This window comes from Streptomyces sp. TLI_146 (assembly GCF_002846415.1).
In the GTDB taxonomy this organism is placed as follows: Bacteria; Actinomycetota; Actinomycetes; order Streptomycetales; family Streptomycetaceae; genus Streptomyces.
On sequence record NZ_PJMX01000001.1, the window covers coordinates 1,965,004 to 1,981,183 of the forward strand.

11 protein-coding genes are annotated in these 16,180 nt (G+C 66.5%); 9 read left to right on the forward strand and 2 right to left on the reverse strand.

Translation table 11 applies throughout. The annotated features are described in order from the left end of the window. The first annotated feature begins 925 nt into the window (after positions 1–925). The 5 genes from BX283_RS09055 to BX283_RS09075 all read left to right on the forward strand — a co-directional run bounded on the left by BX283_RS09055 (position 926) and on the right by BX283_RS09075 (position 6,652). On the forward strand, positions 926–1,798 hold the full coding sequence (locus BX283_RS09055; RefSeq protein ID WP_101392237.1) for a hypothetical protein: 873 nt from the start codon (positions 926–928) through the stop codon (positions 1,796–1,798). Further along, positions 1,795–3,036: a DNA cytosine methyltransferase gene (locus BX283_RS09060; RefSeq protein WP_101387119.1), complete on the forward strand. Its 1,242-nt coding sequence runs from the start codon at positions 1,795–1,797 to the stop codon at positions 3,034–3,036. Before BX283_RS09055 ends, BX283_RS09060 begins: the two co-directional genes overlap by 4 nt. Next, positions 3,036–4,154 carry a DnaB-like helicase N-terminal domain-containing protein gene (locus BX283_RS09065; protein WP_101387120.1) on the forward strand — a complete coding sequence of 373 codons (1,119 nt, stop codon included), beginning with the start codon at positions 3,036–3,038 and terminating at the stop codon, positions 4,152–4,154. The genes BX283_RS09060 and BX283_RS09065 overlap by 1 nt, the downstream gene beginning before the upstream one ends. Positions 4,155–4,211: 57 nt before the next feature. Continuing rightward, a complete protein-coding gene (locus BX283_RS09070; RefSeq protein ID WP_101387121.1) occupies positions 4,212–5,594 on the forward strand; it encodes a DUF317 domain-containing protein in 1,383 nt (460 codons plus the stop codon). Positions 5,595–6,052: 458 nt separating this feature from the next. Then, positions 6,053–6,652, forward strand: coding sequence for a thiol:disulfide interchange protein DsbA/DsbL (locus BX283_RS09075; protein ID WP_101387122.1), 600 nt, complete (start codon positions 6,053–6,055; stop codon positions 6,650–6,652). 305 nt (positions 6,653–6,957) lie between these two features. On the opposite strand, the gene BX283_RS09080 is transcribed toward BX283_RS09075, so the two are convergent. Beyond that, entirely contained in the window at positions 6,958–7,827 is an 870-nt protein-coding gene (locus tag BX283_RS09080; protein WP_101387123.1) for an IS5 family transposase, read from the reverse strand. A 405-nt stretch (positions 7,828–8,232) separates the two neighbouring features. Next, positions 8,233–9,120: a DUF5655 domain-containing protein gene (locus BX283_RS09085; RefSeq protein WP_101387124.1), complete on the reverse strand. Its 888-nt coding sequence runs from the start codon at positions 9,118–9,120 to the stop codon at positions 8,233–8,235. 96 nt (positions 9,121–9,216) lie between these two features. On the opposite strand from BX283_RS09085, the gene BX283_RS09090 reads away from it, so the two are divergent. From BX283_RS09090 to BX283_RS09100, 4 genes are all read left to right on the forward strand, one after another. Next, positions 9,217–9,480: an AlpA family transcriptional regulator gene (locus tag BX283_RS09090; RefSeq protein WP_257582331.1), complete on the forward strand. Its 264-nt coding sequence runs from the start codon at positions 9,217–9,219 to the stop codon at positions 9,478–9,480. Between the two features lie 668 nt (positions 9,481–10,148). Beyond that, positions 10,149–10,577: a hypothetical protein gene (locus BX283_RS40025; protein WP_143676414.1), complete on the forward strand. Its 429-nt coding sequence runs from the start codon at positions 10,149–10,151 to the stop codon at positions 10,575–10,577. A 177-nt stretch (positions 10,578–10,754) separates the two neighbouring features. Further along, entirely contained in the window at positions 10,755–11,678 is a 924-nt protein-coding gene (locus BX283_RS40030; protein WP_143676415.1) for a hypothetical protein, read from the forward strand. Between the two features lie 141 nt (positions 11,679–11,819). Continuing rightward, positions 11,820–16,169, forward strand: a complete 4,350-nt coding sequence (locus tag BX283_RS09100) for a hypothetical protein (RefSeq protein ID WP_143676416.1) — start codon at positions 11,820–11,822, stop codon at positions 16,167–16,169. Positions 16,170–16,180 lie beyond the last annotated feature (11 nt).

Below are 16,180 nucleotides of genomic sequence, written 5' to 3' on the forward strand. Positions count from 1 at the left end.
ACCTGACCGAACACGCCGCGTCGCAACAAATGAGTGGACAGCAGCTCGGGAAGTCCACCAAGCCGATGCCTATCGCGGAAGACCTGGCTCTATCGGTGAGTTCGGAATGCCTTTCAGGCCACCGAGAGAGTGCGACGGTCATGAACCCAACCGACCGATTGCGCCCCCACGGCAGGAGAAGGTGACCAAATCGCGGTGACCCGCCCCGCCATCCTGCGGGGCCGGCGGGCATAGATCTGGTCACTTTCGGCGCTGCCCCCCTGACCTCCATCCCGTGAGCCCCCCTTACACATGGAGAACTGGCCTGCTCACACGACGAAAGGACTGCGCATCCCCTCTGCATCTCTTGCCGAATTCGCTGCGCGACTATCGCTTCGGCTGCCCGGCTACTGGTCCGTTGACATCAAGCACCATCTCAGGCCGAGCGCGCGAGCCGAGCGCACCGGCCGAGTTTGGACCCCCTTCGATGAACGCCCCTCGCTCGCCCGGTTCGAGCCCGTTACGGACGCCGTGCTGACCGGAGCGGGTGGACGGCGTCTGTATCTCCTGGCCCATTGAGCCGGGCGTGTCCTGGTCTGCCCCCTCGTGCCCGACGACCTGCACGAGGGGATCACCGACCGCGTGCCTGCTCCTCCCTGCATCGCAGTGCCCGCCGAGGCAGTTCGCGCCGCGTGGCGTCTGCAGAACCGCCTGCTGCCCCACTACGCCCGCGCTGTCGATGAGGCCCGCCGCGCTCAGACGCCACTCCGGGCGCCCGGGCGCGCCATCGGCCTGCCGCCTCCCCCGGCCGCGCCGCCCGCCACGGCACGCAGACGTTAACTCCCCTCCTGTAATGAGATCCCTGAACTCCCCTGATCGGAATACCTTTTTGACGCAGCCCGCATTCACAGCACTTTCCCTGGGCGCTGGTGTACAGAGCACGGCCCTGCTCTGCCTTTCCGCCGAAGGCGTCCTCCCAAAAATCGACTACGCGATCTTCGCCGACACGGGTTGGGAGCCCGCGGCCGTGTATTCGCATCTCGACCGCCTGGAGCGGGAGATAGCAGAACCCGCCGGCATTCCCGTCCTCCGGGTCTCCTCCGGAAACATTCGCAACGACGCGCTCGATCCGGAGCACAGGTTCGCCTCCATGCCGCTGTACATCCTCAACAAGGATGGCAAGCCCGGGATGACCAGGCGCCAGTGCACGGGCGAGTACAAGATCAAGCCCTTGAAGAAGCAGGTGCGCCAACTCATCGGTTACCCCTATCCCACGCGCATTCCCAGGAGCATCTTCGTCGAGCAGTGGGTCGGCATTTCGACGGATGAGTTCCACCGCGCCAAGGACTCCGACGTCAAGTACATGCGCAACCGGCACCCGCTCATCGATATGAACTGGTCACGGTCCGACTGCACGCGCTACCTGACCTCGCTCGGCCTCGCGGACACACCCAAATCGAGCTGCCTGGGCTGCCCCTTCCACGGAAACGCCCAGTGGCGGCACATCCGCGATACCTCGCCGCAGGAGTGGGAGGACGTAGTCGCCTTCGACGCCGCCATCCGGAAGGGGAATGCACGAGCCAACGCCACCGGCAACCGCCTGCTGGGCGAAGCGTTCCTCCACCGCTCGCGCGTGCCTCTCGGCCAGGCACCGATCGACCACGTCACCGCCACCGAATGGGCCGCGCAGCAGCAGGAACTCGGCGACGGTGACGCTCACGTCCAGGAGCTGGAGGACGGCGTGGTCGACGGCTGCTCCCCGTGGGCGTGCCGCGGTGAAGTCGGGCCGGTCCAGACTGATTTCCAGCTGGCCTCTTGATACTCGACCTGTTCGCCGGCCCCGGGGGGTGGAGCCAGGCCCTGGCCGCGCTCGGCGTACGGGACGTGGGCCTGGAATGGGACGAGTGGGCCTGCAAAACCCGTGCCGCGGCCGGGCAACTGACGATCCGCACGGATGTCGCCACCTATCCCCTATGGCCGTTCCTCGGCCGGATCACCGGGCTGATCGCGTCCCCGCCGTGCCAGGCATGGTCGATGGCCGGCAAACGCCTGGGCCTGGTCGACCAGCCCCTGGTCCATCAGGCCGTCGCCGACCTCGCCCAGGGCCGCGACACCCGCAAACAGCTCCTGGACGCCTGCCGGGATCCGAGGAGTCTGCTCGCCGCCGAACCCATGCGCTACCTGCACGCCCTCCACCAGCACGGCCAGCCGGAATGGGTGGCGATGGAAGAGGTCCCCGATGTGCTGCCGCTGTGGCGCCAGTACGCCGCGATCCTGCGGACCTGGGGGTACTCGGCCTGGACAGGGGTGCTGAACGCGGCCGACTACGGCGTGCCGCAGACGAGGCGGCGGGCGATCCTCCTCGCCTCGCGTACGCGTACCGCCGAGCCGCCGCCGCCCACCCACGCCAAACTCGCCGAGCCCGACTCGCTGTTCGGACCGGGCCGCGCCCGCTGGGTATCCATGGCCGAAGCCCTCGGCTGGGGCGCCACCGACCGCCCCGTCCCCACCGTATGCGCCGGCGGCGGCCCCGGTGGCGGGCCCGAGCCCTTCCCCTCCGGCTCCCGCAAAACCCTCAGCGACGCCCGCGACCGCGGCACCTGGAAGCCCCACCCGCCCGCCGCATCCCCGGCCACACCTCCGGCACATGCTCTGGAGAAGCAGACCAACAGTGTGGAACACCCTGCCACAGGGACGGCGGTGACAGCGTGGCGCTGGTCTCTGCGCAACAACAGCCAGACCAACGCCACCACCCGCAGCCTCGACGAACCCGCCGGGACCCTGTTCTTCGGCCACCGGGCCAACGAGTGCGTGTGGCAGGCCGAACCGAATACCTCCGCAGCTCCGGGCACTATCCCTGCCCCGGATCCGATCCGGATCACCGCTGCCGAGGCCGGGATCCTGCAGACCTTCCCCGCCGACTATCCCTGGCAGGGCAACAAGGGCCAGATCTTCAGTCAGGTCGGCAACGCCGTCCCACCCCGACTCGCCGCCCATCTGCTAGCCCCCCACCTCGACAAGACCCTCACCCCCGACGACTTCACCCTGGCCGCCTGATGCCCCACCCCACCCCCGACCACACCAACGACCTCAACGACACTCCACCACCGCCTCCCGTGCACTACGCCGAGCAATCCCTGCTCGGCGCCCTCCTCCTGGACCCCCACCGCCTCGACGAGATCGGCCCGCTGGAGCCAGGCCACTTCACCCACCCCGCCCACAGCGAGCTGTTCCGCGCCATGCGTACGGCGCCAGCACCCGAGGCCGAACAGCACCGTACGAGCCCGGTCTGGCTGAACTCCGTCCTGGACGCGGCCCGCCCCCACGCACCCGGGCTGACCGCCTCATACCTGCATAGCCTCATCCAGGTCTGCCCTTGGCCCCAGCACGCGGCGACGTACGCGCGGATGGTCCGCGCCGACCACGCCCGCCGCAGCCTGCGCCTGCACGCCGAGCGCCTGGCCCAGACCGCGGTGGACATCGCCCTGCCGCACCGCGCGAAGGCCACCGTCCAGCAGGCCGCCACCCTCGCCCACTTCCTGGACGACCTCTCCGGCCGCTTCACCCCGCACCCCAGCTCCCTGCCGCGCACCGCGCTGCCGCCGGCACCCGCCCGGGACACCAGCGAGGAAGCCCTCGACGAGGAACGCCTCCTGATCGCCACCGCGACCGCATACCCCGCCGAGACCAGCCAGATGCGCTGGCTCGTGCCCGAGGACTTCGCGCTCCCCCTCAACGCGGCGCTGTGGCAGTGCCTGGCCGCGCTCGCCCATCGCGGCGACCCGCTCGACCCGGTCACCGTGCTCTGGGAAGCCCAGCACCGCGGCCTCCTCGTACACGGGATCACCCCCGCGGATCTGCTGGCACTGCTCTCCACGCCGGTCGGCTCCCCCGAGCACTGGGGCGAGAAGGTCCTTGAGCGTGCTCTGCTCAGCCGCGCGCAGACCGTCGCCGCCAGCATCGCTGCCTTTACCGACGATCTGGCCAACAGCCCCCACCAGCTGATCACCGGCAGCCGGCGGGCGCTGGCCGACCTCAATGCCGTGCGCGGCCGCTGGCGCCAGGCCACCGGCCCGGCCACGCCGCGCACCACCCGCCCGGCCAGAACCCCGGCCGCCCCGCGGGCCGGACCGCCCGCGCGGATCGCCCCACGCCCTGTCCGAGTCAGCCGCTAGCCCCCCGGTCCGGGCCGAACCTCTTGCGTCGGCCCGGACCGGCGAAACGAGCCCTCTATGCCCGACACTGCACCCGCCGCTCACGCTCACGTTCATCTCGCCCTGCACCCCCATCACCCCAGCGCCGTCGTCGCCACCCTCACCGGCCCCACACTGCACACCGCCCGTGCCACCCTCGCCTCGGAAGGCTTCCGGCCGGTCACCGAGACCACGATGCTCCTCGTCCGTATCGACCACGAGGAGCCCTACTACGCCAACATCACCGCGAGCCTCCTGCGCGACGCTGGCATCCGCGTGGAGATCACCGAGCAGCTGCGGGAGGAGACCAACACCGAGTGGACCTGGGCGGACCACCCGATGACCTGGCTGGACCGTGAGGAGATCCGGCTCGTGTCCGCCGACGCCCAGAAGATCCACGACGACATCGCCTCCGGCCTACTCGTTGTCCACCTGCACGCTCACGACGGCCACACCACCGTCGCCGTGGGCACCTATCAGCACGCCGACAGCGTCCACCTCCACGGCGAGGACCACCTGCGGGTCGTCAGCGGCACCTACGACACCCCCAGCGAAGCCATCGCCGACTTCGAGCGCCTGTACGGCAACGCCGTCCGCCCCGGCCCGCCGCCGCCCACCGACACCGAACAACAGGCCACCCGGGCCCTCGCCGCCGTGTCCACATCAGCGTCGGCCAGCACCCCTGACGCACCCACGGAACCGCAGGCAGCGAAGCCAGAGTTGGTACCGGTGTACGCCGCCGATCCCGGCGACCACGAAGCCCTCCTCAAGGACTTCCTCGACTCCCAACCCGCCTGGGAGAAGTACCGCCCGTACGACGAGACCACTATCGCCAACCACGAATCCCTCACCCTGCGCGTGGAGTTCGAGCACGAGACCGGGCCGCGCAACATCAACTGGACCGTCGCCGCCTACGAGAAACCGGTGGGCGACCGCCTGTGGCACGCAACGGCCACCGCCTCCACACCGGTCGCGATCATCAACGCACTGCTGGACACGGTCGCCACCGAGAACGTGGGAGTGCTGCGCCTGTCCCCCCGTGCCACTGAGGCCGCTATCGCCGAGGCGACCCGTCCGCTCACCGATGCGGGCTGGAAGCACTCCATCGACGGGAGTTACATCGTCTGGGAGTCCCCCGGCCCCGAGAGAGGCGGCGTACAGTTCGACGCCTTCGCCCCCCAGCAGCCCAACAACACGCTTCCCACATGGACCATCTGGGGCGGCCACACCGCCCACCAGCCCACCTGGGCACTCCATCTTTCCGCCCACGCACCCCCCGCCCTGGTGCAGAACATCACCTTCGAAATGACCGAGGGCCAAGGAAACCGCCCCGTACCCCCAGCAACTGGCGGCCCGGCACTCCGCAACACACACGCCCCCGCTCGGGTGGCAGCACCGAAACTTCCCGGACGCAGGCGATGAGCCCTGCCCGGCGCAGCCGACGATGTTCTGGGTGGACCTCGCCGTCCTGGCCGACTTCGGGACCTCCTGCTTATTCCCGGCGCGACAGCTGATCGGCCACATGCGCTCGGTCACGAGCGGCATCACCGCGGACGGCCGCTGCATCCGCCGGTGCGTCAGAACGCAGCGAGGGCCACACCTACTGGCACCACCAGGGGGCCGATGCCTCCGGACAGGGCATCCGGGTTGCACCTCCCTCTTGGTCATGCCCCACTCCGGACATAGCCGCCTCGCTGAGCGCCTAGGCCGTGTTTTAGGTTCCAGCACCGCACCGCCCAGTGCCGACCCGGAGCCGGCCGGGCTCGTAAAGCCTGCCTATACCGCAGGGCATGACGGTTCGTCACTACCAGTGGACAAGCTGTGCGTGTTACGGCTTGGATCTTGCAAGCCGGTATCCATACACGTGAGGAGCTACTTCCATGGCTGACCCCCAAGCAGGAACTGACTACAGCGTGCTGGCCGCTCCGCAGCCCGTTCAGGACAGTACAAAGGTTGAGGTCATCGAGTTCTTCGGTTACTTCGACAAGTTCAGTGCCGCCCTGGAGCCGTCCCTTCAGAAGTGGCAGACCGGGCTGTCGGCCGACGTCCTTGTCCGCCGCGTGCCGGTTGCCTTTGGCACTCAGGCCGCTTACGTAGCCCAGCAGAAGCTCTACTACACCCTGGAGGCGCTGGGTAAGGTCGACGCCCTGCACCAGAGTGTGTTCGACGCGATCCACGGCCCCGCTCGGGCGCGCCTCGACAGCGATCAGAACGTCCTGGCCTGGGCGGTCAAGCAGGGTCTCGACGAGAAGGAGTTCAGCGCCAACTACAACTCCTTCGCCGTCACCCGGAAGGCCACGACGGCCACGAAGGAACAGAACGACTACCGGCTCGCAGGAGTACCCACGCTCGTGGTGCAGGGCCAGTACACGACGAGCCCCTCTCAGGCCGCATCCACGGCGACGGCGACAACGGAGGCTGCGAGCATCGAGCGGACGTTCCAGGTGCTGGACTTCCTGGTTGCCAAGGCGCGGTCCTGACGGACTCTCGCTCGCCTGTCCGTTCCCAGGGTTGACCCGCTCTGTGACCGAGGCAGCTCCGGCGGGCCCGGGTGCCTCTCTTCCCCGTGCCACGAGGAAGAGAGGCACCCGGGCCCGCATGGGAGACAGGGACGGCCGCCCCGTACCAGCCCCTGGGGTGAGGCCGTTGTCCGTCAGCTTCGGCTGGGGAACAGGGTGTAGACCCACGCTTCGTTCGTGGGGGTCGGGTTCAGGGAGGTGGAGAAGGCGTCAAGCCCGGTGAGCACTTCCTTTGGCGGTGATGGTGCTCTTGCGCTTGGCTGCCCTCAGAGCCACTGCTGTATCGCCGCCACGTGCACGGTCGCCTCGAACCGGCAGGCCAGCTTCTCGAACCGCGTGGCGACCGCCCGGTGCTGCTTGAGACGGCCGATCCCGCACTCCACCGCGTGCCGGGCCCGGTAGTCGTCCTGGTCGAAGGCCGGCGGCCGGCCACCCGAGCGGCCCCGCCGCCGACGGTTGCGGACCTGGTCGGCCGGCTCGGCAATCGTGCACCGGATTCCGCGCCTGCGCAGGTAGGCGCGGTTGGCCACCGACGAATACGCCTTGTCGGCGCGCACCCGCACCGGAGTCCGCCGCGGCCGACCCGCACCCAGTCGCGGCACCCGGATCGCCTCCAGCACCGGCACGAACAGCGGACTGTCCCCCCGCTGACCCGCCGTCACCAACAACGACAGCGGCTTCTGGCCCTGCTCGCAGGCGAGGTGGATCTTCGTGCCGAAGCCGCCCCGGGAGCGGCCCAGCCCGTGATCGTCCGGCTCGCGGACCACGCCGCCCGGCGGCTCCTTCTGCCCGGCCCCGTCCCCGCGTGCACCGGCCGCGTGCTGATGAGCTCGGCAGACCGTCGAGTCGACGCTCACCTCCCAGACGATCAGCCCCGCCGCATCCGCCCGCGCCTGCAACAACGTCAGCATCCGCGCCCACACCCCCTGACGCTGCCACCGGCGGAACAACCCGTACACCGTTTGCCAAGGCCCGTACTCGGGCGGAACGTCTCGCCACGGAGCACCGGTCCGGACCCGCCACCGAACTCCATCGATCAACCGCCGCCAGCTCCTTGACCTGCGACGCACACCTGCTGCGGGCAGCACCGACTCCAACACCGACCAGTGCTCATCCGAGAGATCCCCACGCCCCACACCGCGATCATCACGGCTCACCAGACCCAGCGGATCCGGAACCTAAAACACGGCCTAGGCCGCTCAGTCACGTCTCCACACCCAAGCGGCGAATAAATGGCTCCGCCCAACAGTCAACGTCACGGCGATCCGTCGGGCAGGCTCGGCTCGCTGATGATCAAGCAATTCTGCGGTGCGGACGGCCCATCGGGCCCTACTGGCGGCAGGGCCACTCCTGCTGCCCAGCAGCCACAGCATCAGCGGCAGGGCGATGCATAGCAGACGATCCCCGGTTAGCAAAACCGGGGATCCTCCGGACCATTAGCGGTCCACCGCCATTCCCTGCCCGTCACGTCGGAAGGCAGCACCACGACGACAGCCCACAACTCCACACACCGTTCGGACCGATGCCGTTGCGAGAGAGTTCTATGCCGCGGCGTAGCTGAGGCGGAGAAGGTCTCCAGCGCGCTCCAGGTCCCGCTCTGTACGCAGTTGCAGCTCCAGGTCCCCCGTGCCGTGGTGGCCGAGTCCCGTCACGTCCCGGGTGAAGCCGGGGACGAGGTCGACCTCCTTCGGGTCGGCCTTGAGGTAGACGAGGATCTTGGTCTGCTGCGGCGGGCAGACGCTGGCGAAGTTCCTCAGCCGTCGGTAGGCGCGGTACTGCTTGCGCTGTACCCGGGTGACGCCGTCGCCGAGCCCGACCAGGACCTCGTCGACCGCGTCGGCCAGCTCGGCCATCGCACCGTCCTGCGGCCGGACCGGCGGCGCACCGGTCGCGCGGCGGCGTACCCGCTTGGCCGGAGTCGAGCGCCCCGTGACGGAGGCAACGGTCTCCAAGCCGAGGTGTTCGCTGCCGAAGTACCGGTAGCGGACCAGGTCGATCGAGCGCCGGTGCTCGCGTACGGCGTGCGTGTCGTAGCGGGTGAAGTCGCCGGCCACGCAGATCAGCCGCGGTGCGCTCCACAGGACCTGGGACGCCGCCGTGGCCCCGAGCCGGTCACGGACCAGACTCCGGAAGGCATCCTTGTGGCTCGTCAGCCAGGCCATGTAATAAAGGCCCTGGTTGATCACACCTGCGTCGGTGCCCCGCTTGTACTCGACGATCACCGGAGCGCCGTTCTCATCGAGGCCCAGCGAGTCGATCCGCCCGCCGTCGACACAGTCGATGACGAACTCGCTCGCCAGAAACCTGACCCCCAGCATCGTTTCCATGTGCGCCTCGACGAGGTCCTGCACATCCGCCTCGACCTCAGCCAGACGCGGCATGACCTCACTCACGCCGCCCGCCGTGTTGAACAGCTTCAGGCCCACCACTCCCCCTCCGTGCTCACGGTGTCAGAGGGGAACGTCACAAAGTCCAGGGATATTTCCGCGACCGGGGCCACCTTGAAAGGAACCAAAGAGCCACACATGCACAGCCAGAACAACGTGATGCCGGACCCGGCCGCCCAGTACAGTCCCTCGCACATCCGCGCCACCTGGGGCGGAACCGGCAGCGTCGAGGACGCCTCCCGGGCCTTCGGGTTCTCCAGGGCGAAGGGCTACGACCTAGTCCGCCGAGGGGAGTTCCCTTGCCGTGTGCTGCGCATCGGCCGTTGCACACGAGTTGTAACCGCCTCCTTGCTCCGCGTCCTCGACAGTGGCGAGCCGGAGTACAGCAATACCCACGCCTGACGCATCATCCTGCAGAAGCTAGCCTCCAGGCTGACAGACAACCTCGACTGCTCCGTTTCCCACCCTCGGCCGCAGCCTTCCCCTCGCATCACTCGCGCCCAGGCGCCCGCGCCTCGTGCGACGGCCGTCTCGGCACCGCAGCGAAGCCAAGGGCCCACGGCGCTCCGGAACCCGTGATGCGAAATACGCCCGTCAGATGTCTCGGTTAGGCGATGCCAGCTGGCGACGCCCTCGGCGCGGCCGAATATCTGCCCTCCGGAATTCGACTGAAACCGGTATGGGGATTGGCCGGATCGAGCAAAACTCTCCGTCTGTCAGCGCACGGAATGAGACCCGCCGGGATGATCAGAATGGCTCATTCTCCCTCATGCCAGCTGGAACCAATCGGCGTTTCCGCAGGCAGAAAGAGCAGGCAGCGAAGCGCATGGCTTGATCACTCCTGTCTCATAGGCGTCATTCGCAGATCATCTCGAGCCGCTCTCAGCCCGCTTCAAGACCCTGAGCGCTTAGGCTCCTTATTCGGACCTAACAGCTTCGGAACATGGTCAACACAAAGAATCCGTGCGCCCGGTCCGTGACGAGACCAGCTGCACCCGGAGTGTGTGATCCGGGATCCCGCACGAGCTGGAGCATGGCCCCACGTCTGCCCATCGAACGGAGGAGATTTGATGAGGGTGCTCAGATTATTGGCTGCGACTGCTTGCGCAGCCGGGCTGACCTTCGGTCTGGCCCCTACTGCGAACGCCGGCATCATCAAGCCGGTGCCGACGGAGCGCTGCTATCCCGGCCGAGCCTGCTTCTACTACAACTCGGGGTGGCAGGGTGCGCTGGCGCCCCTCACCACAGTTGCATGGTGGGAGATAGATTTCGTATTTGCCCCAGGCACAGGAAATGGTGCTGGAAAGCCAGTTAAGAACGCTGCAGCCTCTGCGGATAATCGAGATGAAAGCGGAGCCTACTGCATCCACTACAACAGCGGATGGAAAGGCCCATGGGAGTACGTTCCAGCACAAAGTCGACTCATCATGGAGACGACCAAGAATAACAATGCTTCAACGAACTGGTTCCCCAGGCATCAAGATGGCGGAGGGCATTAAGATCCATTGCTCCTTCAACAGCAACAGCAACTCGCCGAGACCGATCACTGCAAACAGAAAGACGGAATTATGAACAAACCCTGCGCTTTCAGGGCGCCCTTAGGGGTGCTTTCAGTCGCGGTTCTGTCGGCACTGCTGGCAGGCTGTTCGGGTTCGGAATCCGACGGAGCTTCGCGGGTGAAGCCCGCCCAGGAGCCGGGACACGGGGCTCCTGGGACATCGGCAGCCAACAGGGCCACCAATGTTCCAAAAAGCGCGGCCCCAGGGAAAGTCTCCGCCGCCTTCCAGCTGCCTCTCACCGCCTACCGTCCGACAGGCGCCGAGTACACACGCATCGAGGAGGCCAAGGCCGATCTCACGCGCCAATGCATGGAAGGGTTGGGATTCACGGGTTTCCAGCCCGCACCGGTGCAGTCTCTCGGACCCGGGCGTGATGGCGCAGATGCCATGGAGGATCTGGACGACCTCCGCTACGGCACCTATGATTCGACACAAGCCGCCAATAACGGCTATAAACCGGAATTCGTAGTGAACAGGACAAACGCCTTTGTCGATCACCCTGCCCCTCCGGATCGCAGTCCGGATGAGTGGCTGGCGCTGACCGGCACCAAGAAGGAGCGCAGCGACGCCCCTCAGAGTGGATTGGCTGCACCGAGGCTCAAAAGCGGTGCGACCGTGCCGTATGGTGGCTGCATTTATCAGTCTCTCCAGAAGGTCACCGGGGGCAAGCCGGTGATCGCTGATCTCGTAATTAATCTAAGCGGCCAGAGCTTCAAATCCTCGCTGGAAGACCGCAGAGTCAAGGGCGCCTTCGCCGACTGGTCGTCCTGCATGAAGAGCAAGGGCTACTCTTACACAGATCCGATGAAGGCGAACGACGACCCGAAATTCTCCGCGAAGAACGCAACAGCGGCAGAGATTGAAACCGCCAAGGCTGACGTCGCCTGCAAGAACAAAGTCGATCTCATCAAGACCTGGAATTCCGTTGACGTGGAAATCCAGAAGCGTCTCATCCAAGAGCACAGCGCGGAACTTTACCAGATCAAGCAGGACAAGGATTCTGCACTCAAGATCGCAGCTTCGGTTAACTCGCGGGACTGAAGCAGTACCGGGTTGCCTTCGCCCCGCCTTCAAGGGCGCAAGGCAACCCGCACTCCTATGCCATGAAACACTAATGGGGAGACGGTGTTGAAACGTAAAGGAAGAAGCCGAGCCTGCTTAGCGGTGTTAGCCGCCACGGCTGTGCTCGCCAGTCTGACCCAGATATCGGTGGCTGCCGCCGCCAATCCGGCAGCGTCTGAGCAGCCCGGGCCGACAGCCGACCCGGCGGCGGTCCCGCCGTCCCAGCGCGCGCAGCTGCTGGGCAAGGACTGGAAGCGGTCTGGGGACCGGGCATGGACCACCAGCGGAGATGCCGACGGCTTCCACGTCCTGACCGCCGATCAGAAGGACGGTTACGCCTGGAAGACGGCGGCCACGTTGTCCGAGCCCGGCTTTGACGCGGATGCCTGGATCGGCAATACGTGTGTCACCGCTTCTGGGAAGCGGGCGGTGGTGGTGTACGCGCCGCGTACGTTCACCAACAAGCCGCAGCTGATGGCCCGCGGAGGCTTCACCGCGATCGTCGATCTGGAGACGGGTCAGGTCAGCAAGCTGGATCTGCTGGCGTCACTGTCGTACTACAACCCCGGTTGCGGGGCCGGTGAGAGCGCCGTGCTGACCCAGTCCGGCGGCGACGACAAGCCCGGCACCCGGCTGATCCGGGTGGATGCCGCTACCGGCAAGCTGTCCGCACCGATTGAGACCAAGGGACAGGTCACTTCTGCCATCCCAGCCACCGGCAGCAGAATCGTTGCTGCGTCCGGTGCCGAGGTCATCCAGGTCGACGCCCGGGGCCGCCACACCCTGCTGGCCCACACTGCCAGCGTGCCTTACCGGCTGACGCCAGATGGTGACGGCGGCGTCGTGTTCCTGGACAAGAAGGGCTCCACAAGCACGGTCAAACGGATCACCACAGCGGCCGTGACCCACCCTGACGCCCGCCGCACTCAGCCGACCGTGCTGGCTACGGGCCCGGCGGCCGAGATGAGCCTGGCGCGCAGCGCCGGCACCGTATACATGACCGGCAACGCCAGCCTCGCCCCGAAGACTGCACTGCCCTCCAACGTTCGACAACTCACCGGCGTCCGCAAAGACGCCCTTGTCACCACCAAGGGCGACGGCTTCCTCAATCCGCCCGAGTGGGGTGACGGCAAGGGAACACTCATACCTCCCGGCGAGGCCGCCCGGGCCCGCCCGGTGAAACTCGCCCTCACCATGGCCGCAACCGGCCAGCAGGCCGCGTTCACCGTCGACCCGGCCAGCCACACCACCTCCCACCCCGCTCAGGGGCGCGAAGCATCCCCGGCCCTGACCAGCCACACCCACCGCCCCGCCACCACCAGGGCGAAGGGCGTCGCGGCAGCTGGCTCGCCGACCGATCCGGTCGAGGCTGAGCGGACCTGCTCTGTACCGCGCAACGATCCCCGCAACCAGGCGATGCAGCCCAAGCCACGCCAGGTGGAGTGGGCCGTGGACCAGGCGGTCACCGGCAACTTGAACATGCTGGTGAAGCGGCCGGCTAATTGGAAGAACCTCGGCATGCCCGAGTACGCCCCGCAGAACCTCTTCCTGAACCCGGTCGTCGAGGGCGGGGACCGGGCGATCGCGCAGGTCATGCTCGGGGTGGCCACTCAGGAATCCAACATGTGGCAGGCGGGCCGCGAGGCCGTGCCCGGCGTCACCGCCAACCCTTTGATCGGTAACTACTACGGCATCAACCTCTACGATGGCGACTCCGGCAACGACTGGGACGTCAACTTCGCCAACGCCGACTGCGGCTACGGCATCACCCAGATCACCGACCACATGCGCATGGCAGGCCGCGAGGACGGCCACGGCGGTACGGCCTGGGACTACCAGAAGCAGCGTGCCGCGGCCCTGGACTACACCGCCAACATCGCCGCCGGGCTGCAGACGCTGATCTCCAAGTGGAACGAGACCCGCGCCGCCGGCCTCATCGCCAACCACGGCACCTCGGCGCGCCCGGAGAACTGGTACTTCGCGCTGTGGGCCTACAACTCCGGCTTCCACCCCAAGACCAGCGACGGCTCCCCCTGGGGCCTGGGCTGGGCCAACAACCCCGCCAACCCCGAATGGGACGCCGGGCGCCTGCCGTTCATGGAGAACGCCAACGGCGACGACGACGCCAGCGCCGCCGCCCGCCCGCAGAACTGGCCCTACCAGGAGAAGGTCCTCGGCTTCGCCGCCCACCCGCCGGCCTTCCTCGAATCGCCCGGCAAGATGGTGCCCGCCTTCCGCGCCGCTTCTTGGAACGGCACCAACGACGGCGTCACCACCAAGGGCAGCGCCAAGTACAACCGGGCCCACGTCAAAGCCCCCGAGGACTTGTTCTGCGACACCTCGAACACCTGCGACCCGAGCCGGATCTCCGACAGCGCCACCAACGACTCAGCCACCAGCGGGCCCTGCGGGCGCGCCGACTTCAAATGCTGGTGGAGCAAACCCGCAACCTGGAAGACCGACTGCACCACCACCTGCGGCTATGAGTTCATGCGGTTCAACAACACCTACCCCGAGGAAGCCGACGGCACCGCCTACCCGCCCAACTGCACCACCAGCGGCCTGCCTTCCAACGCCCTCATCGTCGACGACGTCCCCACCGGCACCCCAGTGATGCGCCCTGGGTGCACGAACTCGTGGACGAACTCGGGCAGCTTCTCCTTCGCCTTCGGAAACAACGGCACCGAAGCGGTCTACCCCTCCAAGGCCGACCTCCACCAGCTCGGCGCCGGCTTCGGCGGCCACTTCTACTACGGCCACACCCGTCAGGACGATGCCAAGGGACAGCGCCTGAAGATCACGGGCACGTGGAAGCTCAACACTCCGATGACGGGACAGGCCCAGGTCCTGGTCCATCTTCCGGACCACGGGGCGCAGACTCACAAGGCCACGTACGAAGTCGACACGGGCTACGGAACGCGAAGCCGGACCATTGATCAACTCGGCAGCTCGAACCGGTGGGTCTCCCTGGGGTACTTCCGCTTCAACGGCAAAGCAGCGGTGAGCCTTTCGACCCTTGCTCCCGACGGCACGGGGGATGCGGACATCGCGTTCGATGCGGTGGCCTTCGCGGCAAGCGACTACAACCCCTTGCCGAGCATCAACATCCCCAACCCGAACCCGAACGCCCCGGATCCTGACAACATGCAGCAGGAACCGGAAAACTTCTCCCCTCCCACAGCATCCCTCCGAGCTGCTGGCGAGCAGTCCTGCGGTCCTCTTGACGGCCGTGGACTTCGCACCTGCATCACCATGGGAACTCCGCGGGAAGGCATACCCTTCCGCGCCGCTCCCACCAAGGGGCATCGAGCCGGCTTGGCCGCGACATCGCTGGTACCTCGATGCGCCACCATGACCACGACGATGACCCGGACCCGCTACGACTCCTGTATGAAGGCGAATTTCACCGCCACGCTGGCTGATAAGGAGGGCAAGGTGGTGGGATGGGTCACGTTCGACGCGTTGCAGGAAATCAGGATCCCTGACAAGTACTCCAAGCCTGCTTGGTCGCGCGGTTTTAATACACAGGTCACCATCAAACCCGTCAACTGGTCGCCGAGCGCCACGAACATTACCGCAGGCGAGTTCAAACCCTCCTGCAGCATCACGGAGTGCCAGGCGACCGTACCGCCGTCGCTGCAGTGGCGAGAGGGGGCCACTTGGGTCAACAACGGCAACGTAAAGGATTCACACGAAGCATCCGCCTTCGGGAGCATCGAATGGACCAACGGTGCACCCAGCACCATGCAGGAATTCGATCTCTTCACGAAGATTGCATTCTCTATGGACGGCGCTGTAGCGGTTGAGCCCTACGCGGGATGGAACACCCTCTATCTCGGGGCAATCCGTTGCGACTCCAAGTTTCCTGCGAACTCGGTTGGATGCGTGAACAAGGCATACCAGCCTACATGGAAGATGAATGATCAGAGGTACCCTGCCGCTGCCGCCTACTACTGGATGATGCGTGAGAAAATGGCGACTCACCCCGGCAGTAAGGCACGCAAGTCTCCTCTGCACAGAGAGGGCGACTCTGCGGTAGCGACCAGCAACCGCGCGAAGGTCTGCGATCGTGGAACCAAGGCTTTGCTTGAGCCATGGAGCCGCCATCCGGATGCGACCGGAGACGAGAACGACGAAGTCCAGTGCGACGAGTTCCCCTTCGCAAGCACGAAGGAAAGCGGCGGACAAAAGCTGGCCAATGGGAAACCCTGTGTCCAGCTCTATGCCAAGCAGGAGAACAACAGGTGGCATCTCTACAATGACGATCGATACGATCCCCCGACAGGTTCCACGTGGCCGCAGATCTGCGGACGCGCTGGAATCCCAGCGATCCAGAACATGGATGCGGGCAGGACGCCGGGACTCGCGACCTTCGTCAGTGACATGAGGCTCCAGGACGACGATGCCTACTACTTCGAGGCACCTCGATATGAAGGATGCAGCGTCGACTCGGTGTGCACAGTGAAGTAATCCAGCAATAG